Origin of the sequence: Acinetobacter sp. BIGb0196, assembly GCF_011759595.1 — a bacterium.
Classification (GTDB): domain Bacteria; phylum Pseudomonadota; class Gammaproteobacteria; order Pseudomonadales; family Moraxellaceae; genus Acinetobacter; species Acinetobacter guillouiae.
This window is the reverse complement of sequence record NZ_JAAOZA010000001.1, coordinates 185,980-205,597: the sequence shown is the minus strand read 5'-3', so window position 1 is coordinate 205,597 and position 19,618 is coordinate 185,980. Positions and strand designations below refer to the sequence as shown.

Annotated in this window: 14 protein-coding genes and 1 pseudogene; 7 read left to right on the top strand and 8 right to left on the bottom strand. The window is 38.6% G+C overall.

Translation table 11 applies throughout. The features are described 5' to 3' along the window. Window positions 1-90: 90 nt before the first annotated feature. On the top strand, window positions 91-2,316 hold the full coding sequence (locus tag FHR28_RS00875; protein ID WP_034617817.1) for a primosomal protein N': 2,226 nt from the start codon (window positions 91-93) through the stop codon (window positions 2,314-2,316). 152 nt (window positions 2,317-2,468) lie between these two features. Here the strand turns inward: FHR28_RS00875 and FHR28_RS00870 are convergent, their stop codons facing one another. From FHR28_RS00870 to FHR28_RS00850, 5 genes and pseudogenes are all read right to left on the bottom strand, one after another. Then, window positions 2,469-2,861 carry a hypothetical protein gene (locus tag FHR28_RS00870; RefSeq protein ID WP_056517367.1) on the bottom strand — a complete coding sequence of 131 codons (393 nt, stop codon included), beginning with the start codon at window positions 2,859-2,861 and terminating at the stop codon, window positions 2,469-2,471. Between the two features lie 69 nt (window positions 2,862-2,930). Beyond that, window positions 2,931-2,990 (bottom strand): annotated as a pseudogene (locus FHR28_RS22100) (hypothetical protein); the annotation flags it as partial. Window positions 2,991-3,134: 144 nt separating this feature from the next. After that, window positions 3,135-3,449 carry a hypothetical protein gene (locus FHR28_RS00860; protein WP_166781761.1) on the bottom strand — a complete coding sequence of 105 codons (315 nt, stop codon included), beginning with the start codon at window positions 3,447-3,449 and terminating at the stop codon, window positions 3,135-3,137. A 15-nt stretch (window positions 3,450-3,464) separates the two neighbouring features. Continuing rightward, window positions 3,465-3,854: a hypothetical protein gene (locus FHR28_RS00855; protein ID WP_166781760.1), complete on the bottom strand. Its 390-nt coding sequence runs from the start codon at window positions 3,852-3,854 to the stop codon at window positions 3,465-3,467. After that, window positions 3,854-8,119, bottom strand: coding sequence for an RHS repeat-associated core domain-containing protein (locus FHR28_RS00850; protein ID WP_228722009.1), 4,266 nt, complete (start codon window positions 8,117-8,119; stop codon window positions 3,854-3,856). Before FHR28_RS00850 ends, FHR28_RS00855 begins: the two co-directional genes overlap by 1 nt. Before the next feature lie 393 nt (window positions 8,120-8,512). Between FHR28_RS00850 and FHR28_RS00845 the strand changes: the two genes are divergently transcribed. The 5 genes from FHR28_RS00845 to FHR28_RS00825 all read left to right on the top strand — a co-directional run bounded on the left by FHR28_RS00845 (window position 8,513) and on the right by FHR28_RS00825 (window position 13,455). Next, window positions 8,513-10,408 carry a monovalent cation:proton antiporter-2 (CPA2) family protein gene (locus tag FHR28_RS00845; RefSeq protein ID WP_166781759.1) on the top strand — a complete coding sequence of 632 codons (1,896 nt, stop codon included), beginning with the start codon at window positions 8,513-8,515 and terminating at the stop codon, window positions 10,406-10,408. Between the two features lie 83 nt (window positions 10,409-10,491). Further along, window positions 10,492-11,367 carry an Hsp33 family molecular chaperone HslO gene (locus tag FHR28_RS00840; protein WP_004725526.1) on the top strand — a complete coding sequence of 292 codons (876 nt, stop codon included), beginning with the start codon at window positions 10,492-10,494 and terminating at the stop codon, window positions 11,365-11,367. Between the two features lie 347 nt (window positions 11,368-11,714). Then, a complete protein-coding gene (locus FHR28_RS00835; protein ID WP_166781758.1) occupies window positions 11,715-12,683 on the top strand; it encodes a DnaJ C-terminal domain-containing protein in 969 nt (322 codons plus the stop codon). 41 nt (window positions 12,684-12,724) lie between these two features. Further along, entirely contained in the window at window positions 12,725-13,063 is a 339-nt protein-coding gene (locus FHR28_RS00830) for a chaperone modulator CbpM (RefSeq protein WP_004725521.1), read from the top strand. 122 nt (window positions 13,064-13,185) lie between these two features. Further along, window positions 13,186-13,455, top strand: coding sequence for a YdcH family protein (locus FHR28_RS00825; RefSeq protein WP_004725519.1), 270 nt, complete (start codon window positions 13,186-13,188; stop codon window positions 13,453-13,455). Between the two features lie 7 nt (window positions 13,456-13,462). Here FHR28_RS00825 and FHR28_RS00820 read toward each other — a convergent pair whose 3' ends face one another. From FHR28_RS00820 to rpsO, 3 genes are all read right to left on the bottom strand, one after another. Continuing rightward, window positions 13,463-14,686, bottom strand: coding sequence for a magnesium transporter CorA family protein (locus tag FHR28_RS00820; RefSeq protein WP_004725517.1), 1,224 nt, complete (start codon window positions 14,684-14,686; stop codon window positions 13,463-13,465). 148 nt (window positions 14,687-14,834) lie between these two features. Then, the gene (pnp, locus tag FHR28_RS00815) at window positions 14,835-16,922 is read right to left on the bottom strand and encodes a polyribonucleotide nucleotidyltransferase (RefSeq protein WP_171066962.1); all 2,088 of its coding nucleotides are present in this window, start codon (window positions 16,920-16,922) and stop codon (window positions 14,835-14,837) included. 255 nt (window positions 16,923-17,177) lie between these two features. Continuing rightward, window positions 17,178-17,447, bottom strand: a complete 270-nt coding sequence (gene rpsO / locus FHR28_RS00810; RefSeq protein WP_004725514.1) for a 30S ribosomal protein S15 — start codon at window positions 17,445-17,447, stop codon at window positions 17,178-17,180. 269 nt (window positions 17,448-17,716) lie between these two features. On the opposite strand from rpsO, the gene FHR28_RS00805 reads away from it, so the two are divergent. Then, window positions 17,717-19,015 carry a serine hydrolase domain-containing protein gene (locus FHR28_RS00805; protein ID WP_151957620.1) on the top strand — a complete coding sequence of 433 codons (1,299 nt, stop codon included), beginning with the start codon at window positions 17,717-17,719 and terminating at the stop codon, window positions 19,013-19,015. Window positions 19,016-19,618 lie beyond the last annotated feature (603 nt).

Genomic DNA, 19,618 nt, shown 5'->3' with positions numbered 1-19,618 from the left:
AGATGACTGTTACACTCTAACACAAGCCGAATCTGGACATGAAACAATTTCATCACAGCCTCACTAAATTAATGAGTCACTAAATTAAAAATGTCGAATACCCTTGCTACGCCACAGACGATTTATCGTATTCAAGTTGCTGTTCCAGTCTATTTGAATGACTGCTTTGATTACCAAGTCACCGCTGAACAATATGCGCAAGCTGAAGTCGGTGCGCGTGTTGCAGTGTCTTTTGGCAGACAAAATCTGATTGGTGTTATTGTTAAGAAAGTACCGATTGATGAACCTGTGGATTCTCATTTCAAACTCAAAGCCATTACTGAACTGTTAGATGAACAGGCTATTCTAGACAGTAAAGTTTTAAGTTTATTGACATGGTCATCACAATATTATCAATTTCCTATCGGTGAAGTGATTCAAACGGCGTTACCTACCTTATTACGCCAAGGTAAACCTTATAATTTATTGGCACGTATCTGGAAACTTTTAGACTTACATGCCGAAGACAAAGTTAAGCGTTCTGAAAAACAACAAGAAGCCTATAAAATTTTAAAGCTACACCCGAAAGGGACACAGGAAAACATTCTTAATTTAAGTGGTGTTGAAACAGCCACACTCAAAGTCCTTGAGAAAAAAGACATTGTTCGTTGTGATTTAGAACCACAAAATGTCACGCCAGAACCTGTGCAATTGGCACAGATGCCACTCACGCCAAATGACGATCAGAAGAAAGCCATTCAAGCGATTTTAAAAGCGCAGAAAAAATATCAAGCATTTCTATTGGATGGTTTAACTGGGAGTGGTAAAACCGAAGTTTATTTGCAAGTGATGCATGAAGTACTTAAACAAGGCAAACAAGTCTTGGTTTTAGTGCCTGAAATCGGCTTAACCCCACAAACCATCAGTCGTTTTCAATCACGTTTTCATTGCAATATCGCCTTACTGCACTCAGGCTTAAATGACACTAAACGTTTACAAGCATGGCAGCATGCGCAAACGGGCAAAGCCTCTATTATTTTAGGTACACGCTCTGCAATTTATACGCCTTTGCCACATTTGGGTTTGATTATTTTAGATGAAGAGCATGATCTTTCTTTTAAACAACAAGAAGGCTTTCGCTATCATGCTCGCGATGTGGCCATGTATCGTGCACATTTAGAAAATTGCCCGATTATCTTAGGTTCTGCCACGCCAAGCATCGACAGTTATTATCTTGCTCGCCAAGAAAAGCTGACACGGATTGAGTTAAATCAACGTGCTGGTGCCGCAATTATGCCGAAAATGCATTTGATTGATTTAAAAGTGGCAAAAAAACAGCATGGCTTAAGTGATGTTTTGATTGCTGAAATCAAAAAACGTTTAGAGAAAAAAGAACAAGTTCTGATTTTTTTAAATCGGCGCGGTTATGCCCCTGTGCTTATCTGTGAAAGCTGTGGTTGGCAGGCCAATTGCCCCAACTGCGATGCTCACTTTACCCTGCATTTAAAGCCTTATCAGCATTTACATTGTCATCATTGTGGCACGATTAATCGTATGCCTGATGCTTGCCCTCAATGCAATCAACAACAATTAAAGCCTATCGGCATGGGAACCGCCAAAGTTGAAGAAACTTTGAATGAGTTGTTCCCTCATTTCCCCGTCCTACGCGTAGACCGTGACTCAACCAGTCGGGTTGGCAGTTGGCAAAAGATTTATGATCAAATCCAAAAAAGTGAACCGACCATTTTACTTGGTACTCAAATGCTGGCAAAAGGACATCACTTTCCTTATGTCACCTTAGTGGCAATTTTGGATATCGATGCAGGTTTGTTGAGTGTGGATTTCCGTGCTACAGAACGTACTGCGCAATTAATTATTCAAGTTGCAGGTCGTGCGGGTCGTGGTGAAATGAAGGGTGAAGTCTATTTACAAACCCTAAGACCGGATCATCCGTTATTAAACACCTTGATTCATAATGACTATCGGACCTTTGCCAAACAAACCTTAAAAGATCGCCAAGCCGCACTACTTCCACCCTTTCGTTATACAGCTTTGATCCGTTGTGATTCAAAGCATCAGGAAGAAAATTTAAAGTTTTTGACTGAAATGACGCAGCTCCTTAGACAAACTGCCGAAGAGAATTTAATTGATATTTGGGGACCGATTCCAGCGCCGATGGAACGTAAAGCAGGGCGTTACCAAGCCCATGTGGTTTTGCTTTCTCAAGATCGGGCAAAAATGCATTTTTATATTCGCCAATGGTGGCAACAGCTGTTACATAGCAAACCTTCTACGATGAAAGTCACCATAGATGTTGATCCGCAAGAATTGAGTTGAGTTTGTTGTTGTATGTTGAATATCCTCATATCTTGATTCAATTGCTTGCATAAACGAATATTGATGTATTACAACCACTTCCTGCCATTAAGTAAATTGTAATTATCAGTATTTTTATCAATTTCATGGTGCTGATTCCAATTCAATACTTTTTATTCAATATATTTAGGACTTAGCTCTCCACAGATAAAAAATACTATTTTTCTAGCAGATATGATTATTTCGAAGTTTTCCAAAAAAGTACTTAATTCAATAGATAAAAAGTAATCAACATCCCATGATTTTGCTTTTTCCATAGTTAGAGGTAGATTATGTATCAAATTCAAAATCATACCTGCACTATAGAAATCTGAGGATTGTATTTGCAATAGTACTTCTCTTAAACAAAAATCAAATATCCTTCGCGTACTTTCAACTGGAATAGATGACAAGTTATCTATTGCGTCTCGAAGGGAAGGGGCAACACACTCATTTATCCTTCTATTTAGTAAAATATTTCTACTACCTATTATGTCTGCCCAAATAGGATTAATTTTACTATCCATTAGTAACCTCCTGGTGTGTATATAAGATCTGCTGGGGTCCTATAATGACTAAATGGCAACTCAACTCTATTAATATATCCCTGCTCGTGGAGATGCAATTGCTCTATGATGACCATCAAGTATATATAACTGACCATTATGTTTAGTTACAGTAACTGGTACTTTTACACCTTATTGCCTAATACTTTTATCAGCTTATTTAATTATCTTTCATTCATACTAACCACTCCAAGAATTAGATTATATAAATTATTATGACAATAAAAAACTACCTTAAAGAATTTCAAATGAATAAAAATTAAAAAATACCTTTTCTCTATCCTCGTCCTCAAAGGAATATTTTATTCTATCCAAACCATCATTATTTTTAGTTATTTGACTAAACATAAATTGATTAAGCCCTCCTCCAAAATCATTAAGCTGAAAATTAGAGATATCTTTAAATAATATAATTAGAGGACTAGGATCATCTAAATCCGATCCTATTTCCAGAATTAAGTTATAGGAAAGATCTTCAAAATCAAAATTCATTTTAATAACGATGCTCTTTTCAAAAAGCATTTTGTTAATATTTTCTATATTCGTCATTCTATTCAATACTTTTTATTCAATATATTTAGGGCTTAACTCTCCACAGATAAAAAATGCTATTTTTCTTGCGGATATGATTGTTTTATAATTTCGTAAAAAAGTAATTAATTCTGAAGATAAAAAATAATCAACATCCCATGATTCTTCTTTTTCTTTATCTAGCGGTAGATTGTGTATTAAATTCAAAATCATTCCTGCGCTACGGAAATCGGAGGATTGAATTTGTAATAATACTTCTTTTAAACAAAAATCAAGTATTCTACGTGTACTCTCCACTTGAACGAATGAAGAGTTATCAACAACATATTGGATGCAATCAACAATATGCTCTTTGGGATTTCCATTTAACAAAACATTTCTACAAGATATTATGTTTGCTCGAATAGAATAAATAATATCCATTAATACCCTCCTGGTGTGTATATAAGATCTGCTGGAGTTCTGTAATAACCATATGGTAATTCAACTCTTTCAATCGGCACTTCAAATATCCCTGATCGATTGGCTCCAATTACCCTATGATGACCATCAAGAATATATAGCTGACCATTATATTTTGTTACAGTAACTGGTACTTTTACACCTTGTTGCCTAATACTTTGCGTTAGTTCATTTAAATCTTTTCTACTCATTGTTGGGCCATGAGTTGGTCTAAGATTAGTAATTTTTTCAACAGGATTGGTTTGTCTTTGGTTGGAGACACCACTTCCACATTGGCCTGCTGCTTGAGCATTACGTAGCTTTTCAGTTAACTCATTAATATTGCTTCTATTATATCTTGCTGGGCTGTAAGTATTACTAATTGTTGAATAATTAAATGATGGATCATAACGTCGAATTTGATTTATTAAAGACACCGCTTGATAGTTAATAAGAGCTGATCCACCAGAAGGATTCAGAAGCCTGCCATTACGGTTAAGCCCATTTTCATCTGTGTAATTAATCGGATTATTTTCTACATAAGCATAGGTATTTAAACCACCCGCCAATCCAATCGGATCACTCTGAGTATAACGCCCTATACTTGCATCATAATAACGGTTCCAGTTATACCAAAGTGTACTCTCTGCATCATAATATTGCCCAGGGAATCCAAGATTAAAAACACCTAATGTTTCATTCGTCACTGTACGCCCAAAACTACCGTTAGAAGCCTTCCACACCACCGACTTATTTGGGGCAGTAATTGATTCTGCCCGACCCAAATGATCATTGTGTATGAAATGTACATCACCTCTTGTGAACAGAGCGATAGGTTCGCCACCTAACCAGATATAGAAACGGCCTATGCTACCAACTCGCCATGTCTCTGCTGTTAAACGACCATCAGGCGTATAAATATAATCTGTGCGGGCTGAACCATTGACTTTACGACTGCGAAGATTGTCCACATCATAATCATAACGTGTAACGCTTTCACCTGATTTCACTGTTTTAAGACGCCCAAAACCATCATAAGCATAGTTGTAATTAGCTGTTCCGACCGGACCTGTACGAGCAGTTAAGTTTCCAAGCGTGTCATAACTATACGATTGTATACCCGCAGCAGTGGTCATTGATTTAAGCTGATTTCCAGCAGAAATTTCATAACGTGCTGCATTACTGGACTGGTTCAGTCTGTTCGACCCCGTATCGTAGCCCCATCTTAGTGCTTGTACATTTGTACTAGAACCAAGTAAACGGCCCATCGCATCATATTCATGACTAAGGCTCTTGCTATCGTCTACAACATCTTTGACTTGCGTGATCCAGTCATTGCTGTTGTAGCTGTAATCATAGTTTTGTAAGTTTCCACGAATACCAGTCAAGCGATAATCCTGATCATAACTGCGCTTTTCAGTCAGACCATTGCCATAGGTCCAACTTTTAACTCCACCATAGGGTTCATAAAGAATATTACTCACCACAGTTATGATAATATCTGTATCGAATTTGAATATTACCTCCTTGACTCGATTCAGTTCGTCATATATATACACGCTATTAAATATTAGTTCATGACCTTCTTGAAACACACGGTCATAATCATCGTATAACCAGTAATAATTGTATTCTGTACCATCAATTTTAGTCACTTGAACGGTGAGTTGGCCTGATTTGGTATAACCATAGCCTTTACCCGTTATCCCATCTGAGGTTGCACATAATCTTCCAATGCCATTGGTACAATCATCATAACGCCAGACTTGAACCTGATCACCTGTTCTGGCCTGAGTTTTTCGATTCAAGGCATCATAGTTATAATTGGTGATACTGCCATCGGCACGGGTCAAGCTGATGAGATTCCCATCATTGTCATAAGTGTAGCTGGTTTGACCAGTGGCTGGGCTCTTCTGGGTAAGAACTTCCCCGAAACCGTTATAGCTATAGGTGGTTGTATTACCAGCTGGATCAGTGACTGAGGTTAAGTTACCTAGGGAATCCCATGTGTATCTTACAATTGAGCCATCTAGCTGACCTTCTGTCAGCAAACGCCCCATGGCATCATAGCTAAAGGTTTTTACCTGGCCCAGTGCATTGCTTTGTTTAATCACATTGCCATTGCCATCATATTCCCGAGCAATGTTCTGACCATTATTACCTTTGTCTGCTGTTATCCAACCCAACTGGTTTTGGTCATTTGCTCGAGCGTAGCGAACAGTATTACCTTCACGATACTCTACTCGTTGTAGGACACCCAAATTGGAATAACTGTAGTTCTGTTGGCTGATGACATTACGGGCAGTGCCATGACTAATACTGGCAATCGTTCCATTATCGTTATAGGTCGTTTTTTCAACCATTCCATTTGGATAGATGGTTTTGGTACGACCAAAAGCTCCATATTCATAACGTGTTTGGATATACCTCGCCAGTGAATTTTTCAAGGCTTCACTGGTTACTCGCCCCCGACTGTCATAGCTGTATTGAATGTCTTGCCCATTGGCTGAAGTAATTTTAACCACATTGCCTAAAGCATCATAATTGCTATATGTCGTGGTTTGCCCCAAGGCATTCTTAAACTCGATCAGATTTCCAGCTGTGTCATACATATAACGGCTGATCTTTCCATTTTTAGTGACGGCCATCGTTGCCAGCATCGTATTGGCATGGAAGGTATAACTGTATTGTTCTTTACGACAACTGTGTTGGTCGCAGACGGAGAAGCTTTTTAAGCGGTTTTTAGCGGGTTCATTTGCAGCATAATAACTATAAGTTTCCTCTCGAATTAAACGATTAGATCCATCAAGCATTTGAATTTGAGTGATTAAACTGGTTTCTCCAAGGTAGCTATATTTTTTGATATACGCATTGGAAGCATCACTATTTTGGATACCTATAGTTTCTTGAGTGACTCTGCCAAAACGATCACGCTGATATTGTGTCTCTACGCCATTCCAGTCTTTGGTGGAAATCACATATCCATTGTTATCGTAAGTATTTTCCATACTGCTATTCGGGCAGTTATTTACCCCACTTCTTTCTACTTTTGCCAGTTTATTTTTTTTATTATCAGTATAAATATATTTAGAAACTGCGCCTAAAGGATTGGTAACTATTGTATAGTTATCACCAAAAGTTAACCTATCAACTTGGGTACCATCGCTACGACCGCTTTGAACCGCTTTTTTTCCATTAAAAGAATAGCTATTGTAACGCTTATCATTAATCGATATCCCACTCAGCATATCGGAGACAGCTCCATTTTCTCCATAATGATAAGTTCGTGAACCTAAACTATCAGGATAAGTTACTGATGCTAAGTAGGGGATTTTTATCGTCCAATTAATATTGAAAAATTCAAAAGAGAAATCATATGTATTATAAATATAATTATATTTTTTCCCGGATGGATCTGTGACTGAACTCAACATACCACCTTGCTTCCAAGTTAAATCAATCCTCTTTCCATTGGTATGTGTGACTTTAATTAATCTTTTATTTTCATCATAAGAAAGTATCCAACCGATACCATAAGCATTCTTTTTACTAAGCAACCTTCCATTTAACGTATAAACTTCAACCCCACCATCTGGTAAGCTAACAATAAATTCGTTATTAGATTTCTGAATACGCGTTAATTCATTTAAGTAATAATTTTCACCATTGGGTAATTGTCGAATTCTCTTTCCCTGAGGATCTATAGCTAAACGATAATCAAAATTATGCCTCCACTGTCCATTAATTGAAAAATTAGCATTACCTTTCGCAAAAGAATCATAATAGCGAATAAACGCTAAAGGCATCTCACCAGTGGTTGTAAAATCTAGCTCCTGCTGTATTTTTTTTCCATTTGCAATCACGATAGGATTAGAAGTGCTATCCGCTGAACATTGTGTCTGGGTAAAAGCAGGTACAATAAACTCCGTATCCTCAGAACTCGACGTTGGACCCGTGCTCGTAGAACCACCACCTCCACCAGAAGTACCACCACCAAGCCAAGGATCATTTATGCTAGGGAATGGACTAGGTTTTATAGCCTCTACTTCTATTCTTGGTAATTGACCTACGTCATTAGGTGGACAGGAGCTAGCTGACTCAGCTAGTCTTTTACACTCAGGACCGCCTGATGAACCATTACAGAAAAGCTTTAAATCCATTAGAATATCTTCACAACTCCCATAATATGAATATGAAAGTTGAGTTACAAACAATAAGAAGATCCCACAGAAAATTTTTTTTGTCATTTTTTTCATCTTAGATTCTAGTCATTATAAAAGTTAAGATTCCATTATATTAAGACAAATGAGAATTATTCCCAATTGAATTTTTAAATAAAATTTAAATTTTATTAAGTTTTTCTAAATAAATTGAAAAATATAGTATTCCATTTAAGCCCACGATCATCAGCATAAATAGATCATTTAGAAAAATGCAAAAATCTACCGCCATATAAAGCAATGGATTTTCAATACAATTTATTATCACGTCTTTATTTACACATCAGTTCTCGTTTTTACCTTGCTAATCACTTTTAAATTTTTATTGGGTAAAAAGACAATTTCTCAATAAATATCTCCAAGTCAATCACAAAATCACGCTACAATTTCTAAAGAAAGAAAAAAACTTAAGGCAAGTGAATGTCACTGTTACTCCAAATCACCATCTTCCTTGGTGCAGCATTAATTCTGGTTCCTCTAGGGAAAAAACTCGGTATTGCCACCGTACTGGGTTATTTATTTACAGGAATACTTCTAGGTCCAAGCGCGTTTAACATCGCCAATGATCCAGAGGAAATCATGCACCTTGCCGAATTTGGGGTGATTTTACTGATGTTCCTGATTGGTTTAGAACTTCGCCCACAGCGTTTATGGGAAATGCGCCAATCCATTTTTGTAATGGGAAGTTTACAGGTCGGGGTTACTGGTTTGGTGCTGATGGGAACCATCTATTTAATCTTTCAACAATCACTCCCTGCAAGTTTTGTGATTGGTTTTGCCTTAGCACTTTCTTCAACCGCCTTTGTTTTACAGCTTTTGGAAGAAAAACAACAACTCAATACCACCCATGGTCAGCAATCCTTTTCAATTTTACTGTTTCAGGATATTGCTGCGATTCCATTACTTGCCATCATTCCTCTCTTAGCAGGTAGCGAATCAAGTCATCATGGCGTTGCTTACTTTGCTGCGATTATCGCCACGTTTACAGGTTTATTTCTGTTTAGCCGTTATGTGATGCGACCATTTTTCCGCTTTGTGGCAAAAAGTGGTGCAACAGAACTGATCACAGCTGTTGGCCTATTTATCGTGCTGGGTGTGGTGTTGTTGATGGATACACTCGGGATCAGCACAACCTTAGGCGCTTTTTTAACAGGTGTGCTTCTGGCTGACTCTGAATTCCGTCATGAGCTTGAAGCCAGTATTGCGCCCTTTAAAGGTTTATTGCTCGGTTTATTCTTTATGACGGTGGGAATGACCACGCAAATCTCGTTAATTGCAGATATGCCATTACTGATTATTGGTGGCGCAATCAGTTTAATTCTAATCAAAATGATCGTGATGGCAGCCATTGCACGTTATAAAAAAATGAGTTGGACCAACAGTTTAATGGTCGCAACCTGTTTAGCCCAAGGGGGTGAATTTGCCTTTGTGGTATTAAACGTGGCAAAAAGCGAAAAAGTACTGGCTGAAGCAATCATGGAGCCCATCACCTTAATTGTGACCTTATCCATGGTACTGACCCCAATCTTCTTCTGGTTGGTAAGTACACAAGTATTGCCATTAATCAATAAAGACAGTGCACCGAAATACGATGAAATTCCCAACGAACACCCTGCTCTTATTGTTGCTGGTTTTGGTCGTGTAGGGCAAATTGTTGCTCGTTTAGCCCGTATCCGTCATTTTACCTTTACCGCCATTGATAATAATTTACAAAAAATTGATTTTGTTCGACGCTATGGTGGTACTTTGTATTATGGCGATGTGACTCAACCCGATTTACTCCGTGCAGCCGGAATTGAGCAGGCCAAGGTTTTTGTATTGGCAATTGATAATGTTGAAGATTCAATGAATGTTGCGCGACATATTTTGCTCAATTATCCAAACCTTACCTTATTGGTTCGAGCACGAGATCGTTATCACATGCACCTCCTGCGTGATGTCGGAGTTAAACATATTTGGCGTGAAACCTATTTAACCTCCTTGGGTATGGGTTATCGAGCATTGTGTGAACTGGGCATGAGTAAACAAGAGGCTTATGATAGTGTTGAGCTATTTAGAAACTACGATGAAGAACTGTTAACACGTCAACAGCGTATTTATACCGATGAGCAAAAGCTTTTTGAAAGCTATCGGGACTTTATTTCGGAGCTTGAGCACCTGTTTGAAAGCGATGCGCAAGTTGAAAACCACAATCCTGAGCAATATAAAGATGTTCCAGATTTGGATGAATCAGGCTTAGAAAGACCCACAGCAAAAGCTCAAACCGCACATGCCAAGCATGATCGTATTAATATTATGCGTGATGACGAAAATTAACTTTAAGATGCACCGTTTTTCAGGTGAAATAAACTTGTGATTTATAATATCGCCACCATCTAAACAGGGATTTGGAGAATTTTATGTCTGATTTACGTCAACGTTTTTATATTGAAGATAGCCCTGTACGTGGTGAAATTGTACATTTAGATACAGCACTACAAACGATTCTATCGCAGCGTAATTATGCACCTGCTGTGCGCATTTTATTGGGTGAAATGTTGAGTGCTACAGCATTACTTGCAAGCACATTAAAAATTAAAGGACGTATTAGCTTACAAATTCAAGCACAAGGTACATTTAAATGGGCGATGGCTGAATGCAACCATTTAGGTGATGTACGTGCACTTGCAGACTATGAAGAAGATCCGCATTTTATGTTGAGTGAAGACAGCAGTACTGTGCTCAGCACGTTGCAACAACCTGTGTTATTTATCAATATTGAACCTGAATTTGGTGAGCGTTATCAAGGGATTGTGCCACTTGATCAACCGACGCTTGCGGCTTGTTTAATGCAGTATTATGACCTTTCTGCACAAATTCCAACACGTATTGTCTTGGCAAGCACGCACCACAATGCAGGCGGTTTACTGATTCAGTTATTACCACGTAATAATGAAGAAGAACAACAACGTGTAGATGAAGATTTATGGCCACGTTTGATTATGTTGACGCAGACCTTAAAGCCTGAAGAATTGACGGATTTAACTGCACAAGAAATTCTTTACCGTTTATACAATGAAGAAGAGGTTCGTCTTCCAGACGTTGAACAGCTTCAATTCAATTGCACCTGTTCACGCGATAAATGCAAAAATGCATTGATCCAGATTGGTCTAGATGCGGTCAAAGAAACTCTAGAAATTCAAAATCCAATTGAAATGGATTGCCAATTTTGCAATAAAAAATATCAGTTCACTGCAAAAGAAGCTTTGAATCTGTTTGGTGAGCATTTGAGTTAATCTATTAAGATCTGAATGGTTTAAATTTGCAGAAATTTAACTATCGATTTTTACCAAGAAAAGAGCAAATTCAGTTTGCTCTTTTTTTTCAATTAAAATTCAAAGCATAATCAGCAAGTTTTATAAATTAAAAGGTTAAATAGCTATTTGGAATCGTCATTTACTTAACCAAAGCACCAACCCGAACACACAAAGCCCATAGAACATGAAACACCACCTTTATCAGCAATAAGCGGGCTTTTGTGCTAGATAAGTTTTGAAACAATAACCACACTAAGTTGCTCTTCCATCTGTAGCCAAAAAGGCATAAAACTAGAATAAAGTTAAACAAAATAATGACCTTAAGTATGGCAAAAAATTATTATGAAGATTTGGGTGTTTCTAGAAGTGCGACACCAGACGAAATTAAGAAAGCTTATCGAAAACTCGCACGTAAATATCATCCCGACGTGAGTAAAGAAACCGATGCTGAAGCAAAAATGCAGACTATCAATGTCGCCTACGACACCTTAAGTAATGAAGAAAAGAAAAAGCAATACGATTTTGAACTCGATAACCCCTATGCCAATACAGGTGGGTTTGGTGGGCAATCTACAGGTCAAAGTGGTTTTGATGGTAGCCAATTCCATCGTTCGTACAGTAGCAGTGGTGGACAAGATTTTAGTGGTTTTGAAGATCTATTTGGACGTTTCGGTGGTGGTTTTGGCGGTGGACATCAACAAGATTTTGGGCAACGCGGCTCTCAGCAACAACGCAGCTATAAAGGTGAAGACCAACATGCCAGTATTGAAATTCCTGTAAGCATTGGTTATGAAGGCGCAACCCAGAGTATCACCTTACAAATCCCAACCTATAACGCCTATGGTGAACCCGAGGTACAACGGAAAACCCTCCAAGTTAAAATCCCCAAAGGCATGAAAGAAGGTCAGCAAATTCGCCTTGCTAAACAAGGGCAAGCTGGAATTAACGGTGGTGAAAATGGCGATCTTTATATTGAGATCCAATACCAAGACACTGACCGTATCCGTGTTGAAGGTGCTGATGTCTATTACACGGTTGATGTCACACCTTGGGAAGCAGCACTTGGTCAAAGTATTGAAATTGATACCCCTGCAGGCAAAGTAAAAGTTACTGTGCCACAAAATGCCAAACCCAATCAGCAACTCCGTTTAAAAGACAAAGGGATACCGCATAAAACCCCAGGTCATCTTTATTTGGTGATCAATATTGTTTATCCCAAAGCAACCACCGAAACACAGCAAAAAGCCTATCAACAATTTGCTGATGCTTTTACTGACTTTAATCCCCGTTCATAATTTTATAGATACCAACATAGCCTTGCTAAAGGAGAGCAATCATGACAACTATTCAATATCGTGAAATTGTCTATGACGGTTTCCATGATGCAGAAATCGTGGATGAAAACCTAAATCTAGATCTCAAGCACTTTGCTGAGGCATGCGGTCAAAGTCCGGATTGGATTTTGCAATTGCTTGAATATGAAATTTTACCTGCACGTCCTGAAGATCGTATTCATCAATTTTTTGGAGAAGACATCTCACGCGCACGTCGTGCCTATCGTTTACAACGTGACTTTGAAGCCAGTTTATCTGCCGTTGCAATGATGATGGATTTACTTGATGAAGTTCAACAATTGCGTAAACAAGTCAAACATCTTCACCTTCATACTCATTAATTCATTTCAAAATGTTAATGCCTAGTGACAGGTTAATATTTAACCTGTCATGATGGAGAACTTGTCTCTCCGTTTTTGTTTTTTCGTTTAGAATTTTCTGACAAAGAGGTTAATGAGCTCTGATGAATTCGAAAGTAATGAATAAAAAGTTGAAACACATGTTCCCAGAACACCGCGATCTCATGTGTAGTTTAAAACAAGAAGATCCGCATTTTGCTAAACTTTTGATTGACCACGATGAACTTGATCGTGAAATCAGTCACCTTGAGCTTGATCCACTCAATCATATTCATGAAAATATTGAGCAGCTCAAGCGGAAAAAATTAAGATTAAAAGATCAACTCTACTTAATTTTACAAAAGACAGCTCAGATAAATCCTCAACTAGAATAATGCTTAATTATTTCAGTTTTGTGATTTTTTCGACTTCTTTCATGGTTTGTTTGATCGGTTCATAATCTAAAAACCAGAGTAAATTGACGTGCTGATTTTTATGCTGTTGTGCCAACATATCAATCACACTTCTTTCACCACGTCCGACCAAATGACGGCGGTAAAAATAGATTAACAGCCCAATCGTACAGCCCAACATCACACCCAGCATCACCCAGAAGCCTATCGGGCTACGTAAACCAGGAATGAATTCAAAATTCATTCCATATACCCCTGTTAATAAGGTTAATGGCGCAAACACCGCAGTAATAATCGCAAGAATTCGCATATTCTCATTGGTTTGATTGGCGATGGCAGAAAAATGTAAATCTATTGCAGTTTGAATTGCGGTACTTAAGCGTACCGTATATTTTTGAATACGCTCAACATGGCTAACCAGATCATCCACGCGAACCAACATAATATCTTGCTTTTCAGTGCGCTTTTTACCTTTTAAATGCGCATAATTTTCAACAATTTCATCTCGAAGTTCCTGTAGGGAATCTATTTGTTCTTCGCACAAATTTTCAATTTGTTGAAAAACCAGATTTTCCTGAAACAGTTGATGCCACTTGGTAAAGCGGCGATTGCCTTGCAAAAGTTCTTGTTGCCAGAATTCAACCCGACGAGACAGAGGATTACGTAAATCCAAATAGCCATCAATCATACTATTCAGCAAGCGTAGTGCTAAATCTAAAGGCGTAGTCGGTAATTTACGTGGTTTATTCTGTTCTTCTAAACTCTTATTCATGATATTGAAAATACGTGCAAGATAACTTTCAAAGGCATGGTTGCCCTTTTCATGAATGGTGATTAAAGCTTGTGAAGTAATAATAAAACTGACTGGCGAGGACGCCAAACCAAAAACACGATCATGCTGTTCAAGGGCATCTTCGCCACTATCGATTTGATCATCTGGGGTAATTAATTTACGAAAAATCAATAAATCATAATCTTCCATTGCATCAAATGCGCATGGATGTTCGATATTTAAAATATCTCGAATATGGTATTCATTGAGATGAATTTCGGTCGCATTATAGATTTCTTTTTGCCATAGCTCAGCACGATTGACCACATCTTCACGGGTACAATCCACCCAGACAAATTGTTGCTCTGCATTAAAAACAGGTTCTTTTTGTATACAGGTATAAGGTTCATCTGTGTGTTGAAAAAAATAAAAGCTTTGCATATTCACGATATTTTTGGTCTTTATTGTTATGCATCATGCCATAAAAAAAGCCCTGAGCAAGCCAAAGTTGTAACTTTGGCGAAGCACAAGGCAGTCTTTTCTGTATTAAATTTTAATCAAACCCTAAAGGATTTAAACCTTGCAAATATTATGCTTGGTCTACATCTTTCATGGTTAATTTAATACGACCACGGTTGTCTACGTCAGCAACTTGAACTTTAACGTCTTGACCTTCAGCCAAGATATCAGTCACGTTTGCAACGCGTTCGTTTGAAATTTGAGAGATGTGAAGTAAACCATCTGTACCTGGCATGATATTTACAAACGCACCAAATTCAACGATGCGAATCACGCGACCAGCATAGATTTTACCTGGTTCAACTTCAGCAGTAAGCGCTTGGATTTTTGCAATCGCAGCTTGAGCAGCCGCTTTGGTTTCACCAAATACACGGACAGTACCGTTATCTTCGATATCAATCGCTGCTTTTGTTTCTTCTGTGATTTGACGGATTGTCGCACCACCTTTACCAATCACATCACGGATCTTATCAGGATTGATGTTGATCACTTGGAATGTTGGCGCATGCATAGAAATTTCAGGACGTGCACGTGAAATCACTTGGTTCATTGCATTAAGAATATGCATACGACCTGCATAGGCTTGATTCAACGCAACTTCCATAATTTCTTCTGTGATACCTTCGATTTTGATATCCATTTGAAGCGCAGTAATACCATTTGCAGAACCAGCAACTTTAAAGTCCATATCACCTAAGTGATCTTCATCACCTAAGATGTCAGAAAGAACAGCAAAACGCTCGCCTTCTTTTACTAGACCCATTGCGATACCAGCAACTGGCGCTTTAAGAGGAACACCTGCATCCATAAGTGATAATGAAGCACCACATACAGAAGCCATTGAAGATGAACCATTTGATTCAGTAATGTCAGATACAATACGAATCACATACGGGAAGCGATCAGCTGGTGGAAGAACAGCTTGTACACCACGACGTGCTAAACGACCATGACCAATTTCACGACGCTTAGGACCAGATTCACGACCTGTTTCACCTACAGAATATGCAGGGAAGTTGTAATGCAACATGAAGTTGTCAGTTTTTGTACCAGACAAGGTATCAACCATCAACGCATCACGAGTATTACCCAAAGTCGTTGTAACCAACGCCTGAGTTTCACCACGTGTAAATAATGATGAACCATGAGCACGATCTAACACACCCACTTGTACGTCTAATCCACGAACAGTTTTAGTATCACGACCATCGATACGTGGTTTTCCTGAAAGGATGTTGTCACGTACAGTACGGTATTTAAGATCTTCGAATAATTCGTTTAAGTCATCTGCAATGCCAGCTTCGTCATTTTCAGGAACGAATTGAGCAGTTGCTTCAGCTTGAAGTGCATCTAAAGCAGCATAACGGTCATGCTTAACAGCAATGGTATACGCTTCAGAGATTTTAGCTTCAAATGCGTCTTTTAATTTTGTACGAAGATCTTCGTTTTTAACTGGAGCAGTCCAAGTTGATTCTGTTGCACCAGCGGCAGCAGCAAACTCTTTAATCGCTTGGATTGCAATTTGCATTTCGTCATGACCGAAAAGCACAGCGCCTAACATTTGGTCTTCTGAAAGTTCTTTTGCTTCAGACTCAACCATCAATACTGCAGATTCTGTACCTGCAACTACAAGGTCAAGGTCAGATTGAGCAAGTTGTTCTAAATTTGGGTTAAGTACATATTCGCCATTGATCAAACCAACACGTGCACCACCGATTGGACCACGGAAAGGTGTACCAGCGATTGCAAGTGCAGCAGATGTACCTAACATTGCAGCAATGTCAGCGTCCATAGTTTTGTCTGAAGACACAACTGTTGCAGTAACTTGGATCTCGTTGTAATACCCTTCTGGGAACAACGGACGAATTGGACGGTCAATTAAACGAGAAATTAAAGTTTCTGCTTCTGAAGCACGGCCTTCACGCTTACCATAACCACCTGGGATACGACCCGCAGCATATTGTTTTTCTTGATAGTTAACTGTAAGTGGGAAGAAGTCTTGACCCGCTTTAGCAGTAGGTTGTGCAACAACAGCAACCAGTACTGTTACGCCACCCATTGTAATTAGAACCGTGTTTGCTTGACGAGCAACACGACCTGTTTCTAGTACAACTTGATGTTGACCATATTGAAATTCTTTACGAATAACATTAAACATTGACATGTATTTTTGTTTCCTAATTTTATTCTAGTGGAGACCCCTAAGGTTTGGCATTCACATCAACCGCATAAATGACAAAGCTTAGAAGCCGACCTCACTAGACAATAAATCTTTAGTTAGACTAATTTTAAACACGAAGAAGGAGCGAATATTCGCCCCTTCCCTTTTATCCAGTAAATACTGGATAGACTTTAGTTTTCATCAGTACAGCATTCAGCATGCAATAATCCGAAAATAAAAGTTTAAATCGAATTAACGACGTAAACCTAAAGCAGCAATCAAATCGCTGTAACGAGTAGCATCTTTACCTTTAAGATAGTCAAGAAGCTTACGACGTTGGTTAACCATACGGATCAAACCACGACGGCTATGATGGTCGTGTTTGTGTTCTTTAAAGTGACCTTGCAAATCATTGATTTGAGCAGTCAATAAAGCAACTTGTACTTCAGGTGAACCAGTGTCATTTTCAGCACGAGCGAATTTTGCAACGATCTCTGCGCGATCTGCGTTTGTTAAAGCCATTCGATTTCTCCGAGATGCTTAATTTAAATATTTGATACAAATCAAATTGATTCTTCAAAATCAATTTAACTGCCGTGCATCACTACAGCAGTCGCCTATTTTAAAGGAAGTGGGGTGAGATTGCAAAAATATCGTACAACCATACGCCATAAGGCTTAATTACAAAACTATTGCATTTTTTTTACAAATCGCATGGCAATTGGGACACTGACATCATGCTCAACTCAGTTCACACTGCCGTGGAATAAAAATAATCATGGAAAAAGATTGTGAAATTGTTTTCAACCAATACCTGCTATGTACCCAAGGACTTAAGCAGTATCACGCAGCGCAAAAATGAAGTTTCTCCAGAACTGGGAGGGATGACCCAACAACAAATTGAAAAGATTTGGCAAAGTATTGAAAACCTGTATCAAACAGGCAACCATCCCCTGATCACCATGTGCTTAAGACGCAAAGGCGAGATTATTCTCAATCGTAGTCTGGGTTATGCGTCAGGTAATTCTGCCGATGGTCTGGCTTCAGATGCAGTACTTGCCAATCCAGACACCCCGATTTGCCTATTTTCAGCATCAAAAATAATTACAGCAATGTTGATTCACATGTTAGATGAAACAGGTGCAATCAATCTATTAGATCCAATCAGTTATTACATTCCTGAATATGCACAAAATGGCAAGCGCCGTGCCACAATTTTCCATTTATTGTCCCACCGTGGTGGAATTCCACGGATAGAAATGGAAGTCACCCCAGAACTGCTTTTTGACAAAGATCAAATTTTACAACACCTTTACGCTGCACAACCCATTTCACCTGCTGGTACCCATTTGGCTTATCACGCTGTTACTGCAGGCTATATTTTAGGTGAATTGATTGAGCGGGTAACAGGACAAGATATTCGTCAGTTTTTACATGAACATATTGAAAAACCGATGAATATGCAGTTTTTTAACTATGGCTTAAAACCAGAATATAGAGATCAAGTTGCTTTAAATTACCCGACTGGTGTACACCCTAAACTCGGTACAGACTTATATTTAAATCATGTGCTCGGTGGTGGCTTACAACTTGCTGTCGATGTGACCAATGATCCACGTTTTATGGATACGGTATGCCCTGCGGGCAATATTTACACCAGTGCTGAACAAGCCAATCGCTTCTTTGAGATGTTATTGAATGGCGGTCAATATAATGGCAAGCAAATCATGAGTCCTGAAACGGTATTTCGTGCAACTTTGCCTACCTCAACCACCAACATCGACCGAACCTTGCTTGCACCAATGCGCTATGCCTTAGGGCCTATGCTCGGCAGTAACCCAGTGGGTATATTTGGGCCAATGACGGGCCAAGCTTTTGGGCATTTAGGCTTTTCCAACATTCTCTGCTGGGCTGATCCAGAGCGTGATATTAGCGTCAGTATTTTAAATACAGGCAAAGCTGTAGTTGGAACACATATTCCTGCTCTGGCGCAAACGCTTTATCAAATTTCTAGCCAGTGCCCTAAAATCCCTAAAACCCAACGTCGAGCATTATTTGGCACAGATCGAACAGAAACCGAATTGGTTTAAATTGTCAGTTTAAACAGCGATTTTGGTTTAAACGCAACAGATAAAATATGAAAAAGCCCTAAGATTACTCTTAGGGCTTTTCCTTTGCGCTGTAGTTTCTTGTTTAGTTATTGTGCTTATCTTATTTATAGTATTTGCTTGTACCCTAAGCAGTTTTTGTTTTTGTACATGACACTTATTTCACAACCATGTGACTAATTATGTCCTTATGTGACTTATTATGCCTGTGACAGACATTGAACAGAAGTCGCATTTACCGCAAGATTATGTGAGAAATAACGTACATAGAGGCAATGGCTGTAGCGTTTTAAAAAACCTACTAAATTTAAATAATTTGATTCTCTTTGAAGTAAAAAATTCAGAATTTAATTTCAATAAAAAAGCCCTGTAGTCTCTCCCAAAACTACAAGGCTTAGCGGCTGTAAGTTTCCTCTTATCACTTACTTTCATGTAAGTTCGCAGTCTCACGACTTTAAATTGTTATTATTTTGCGATTTTACTCAACGATCCTTGCTGAGTTCTTTATGGCTTCATCATCTCAAAAAGTAACAAGAAGCTCTATGCGCAAATCTCTCGAATTCATGTAAGCAATTTCGTACATAG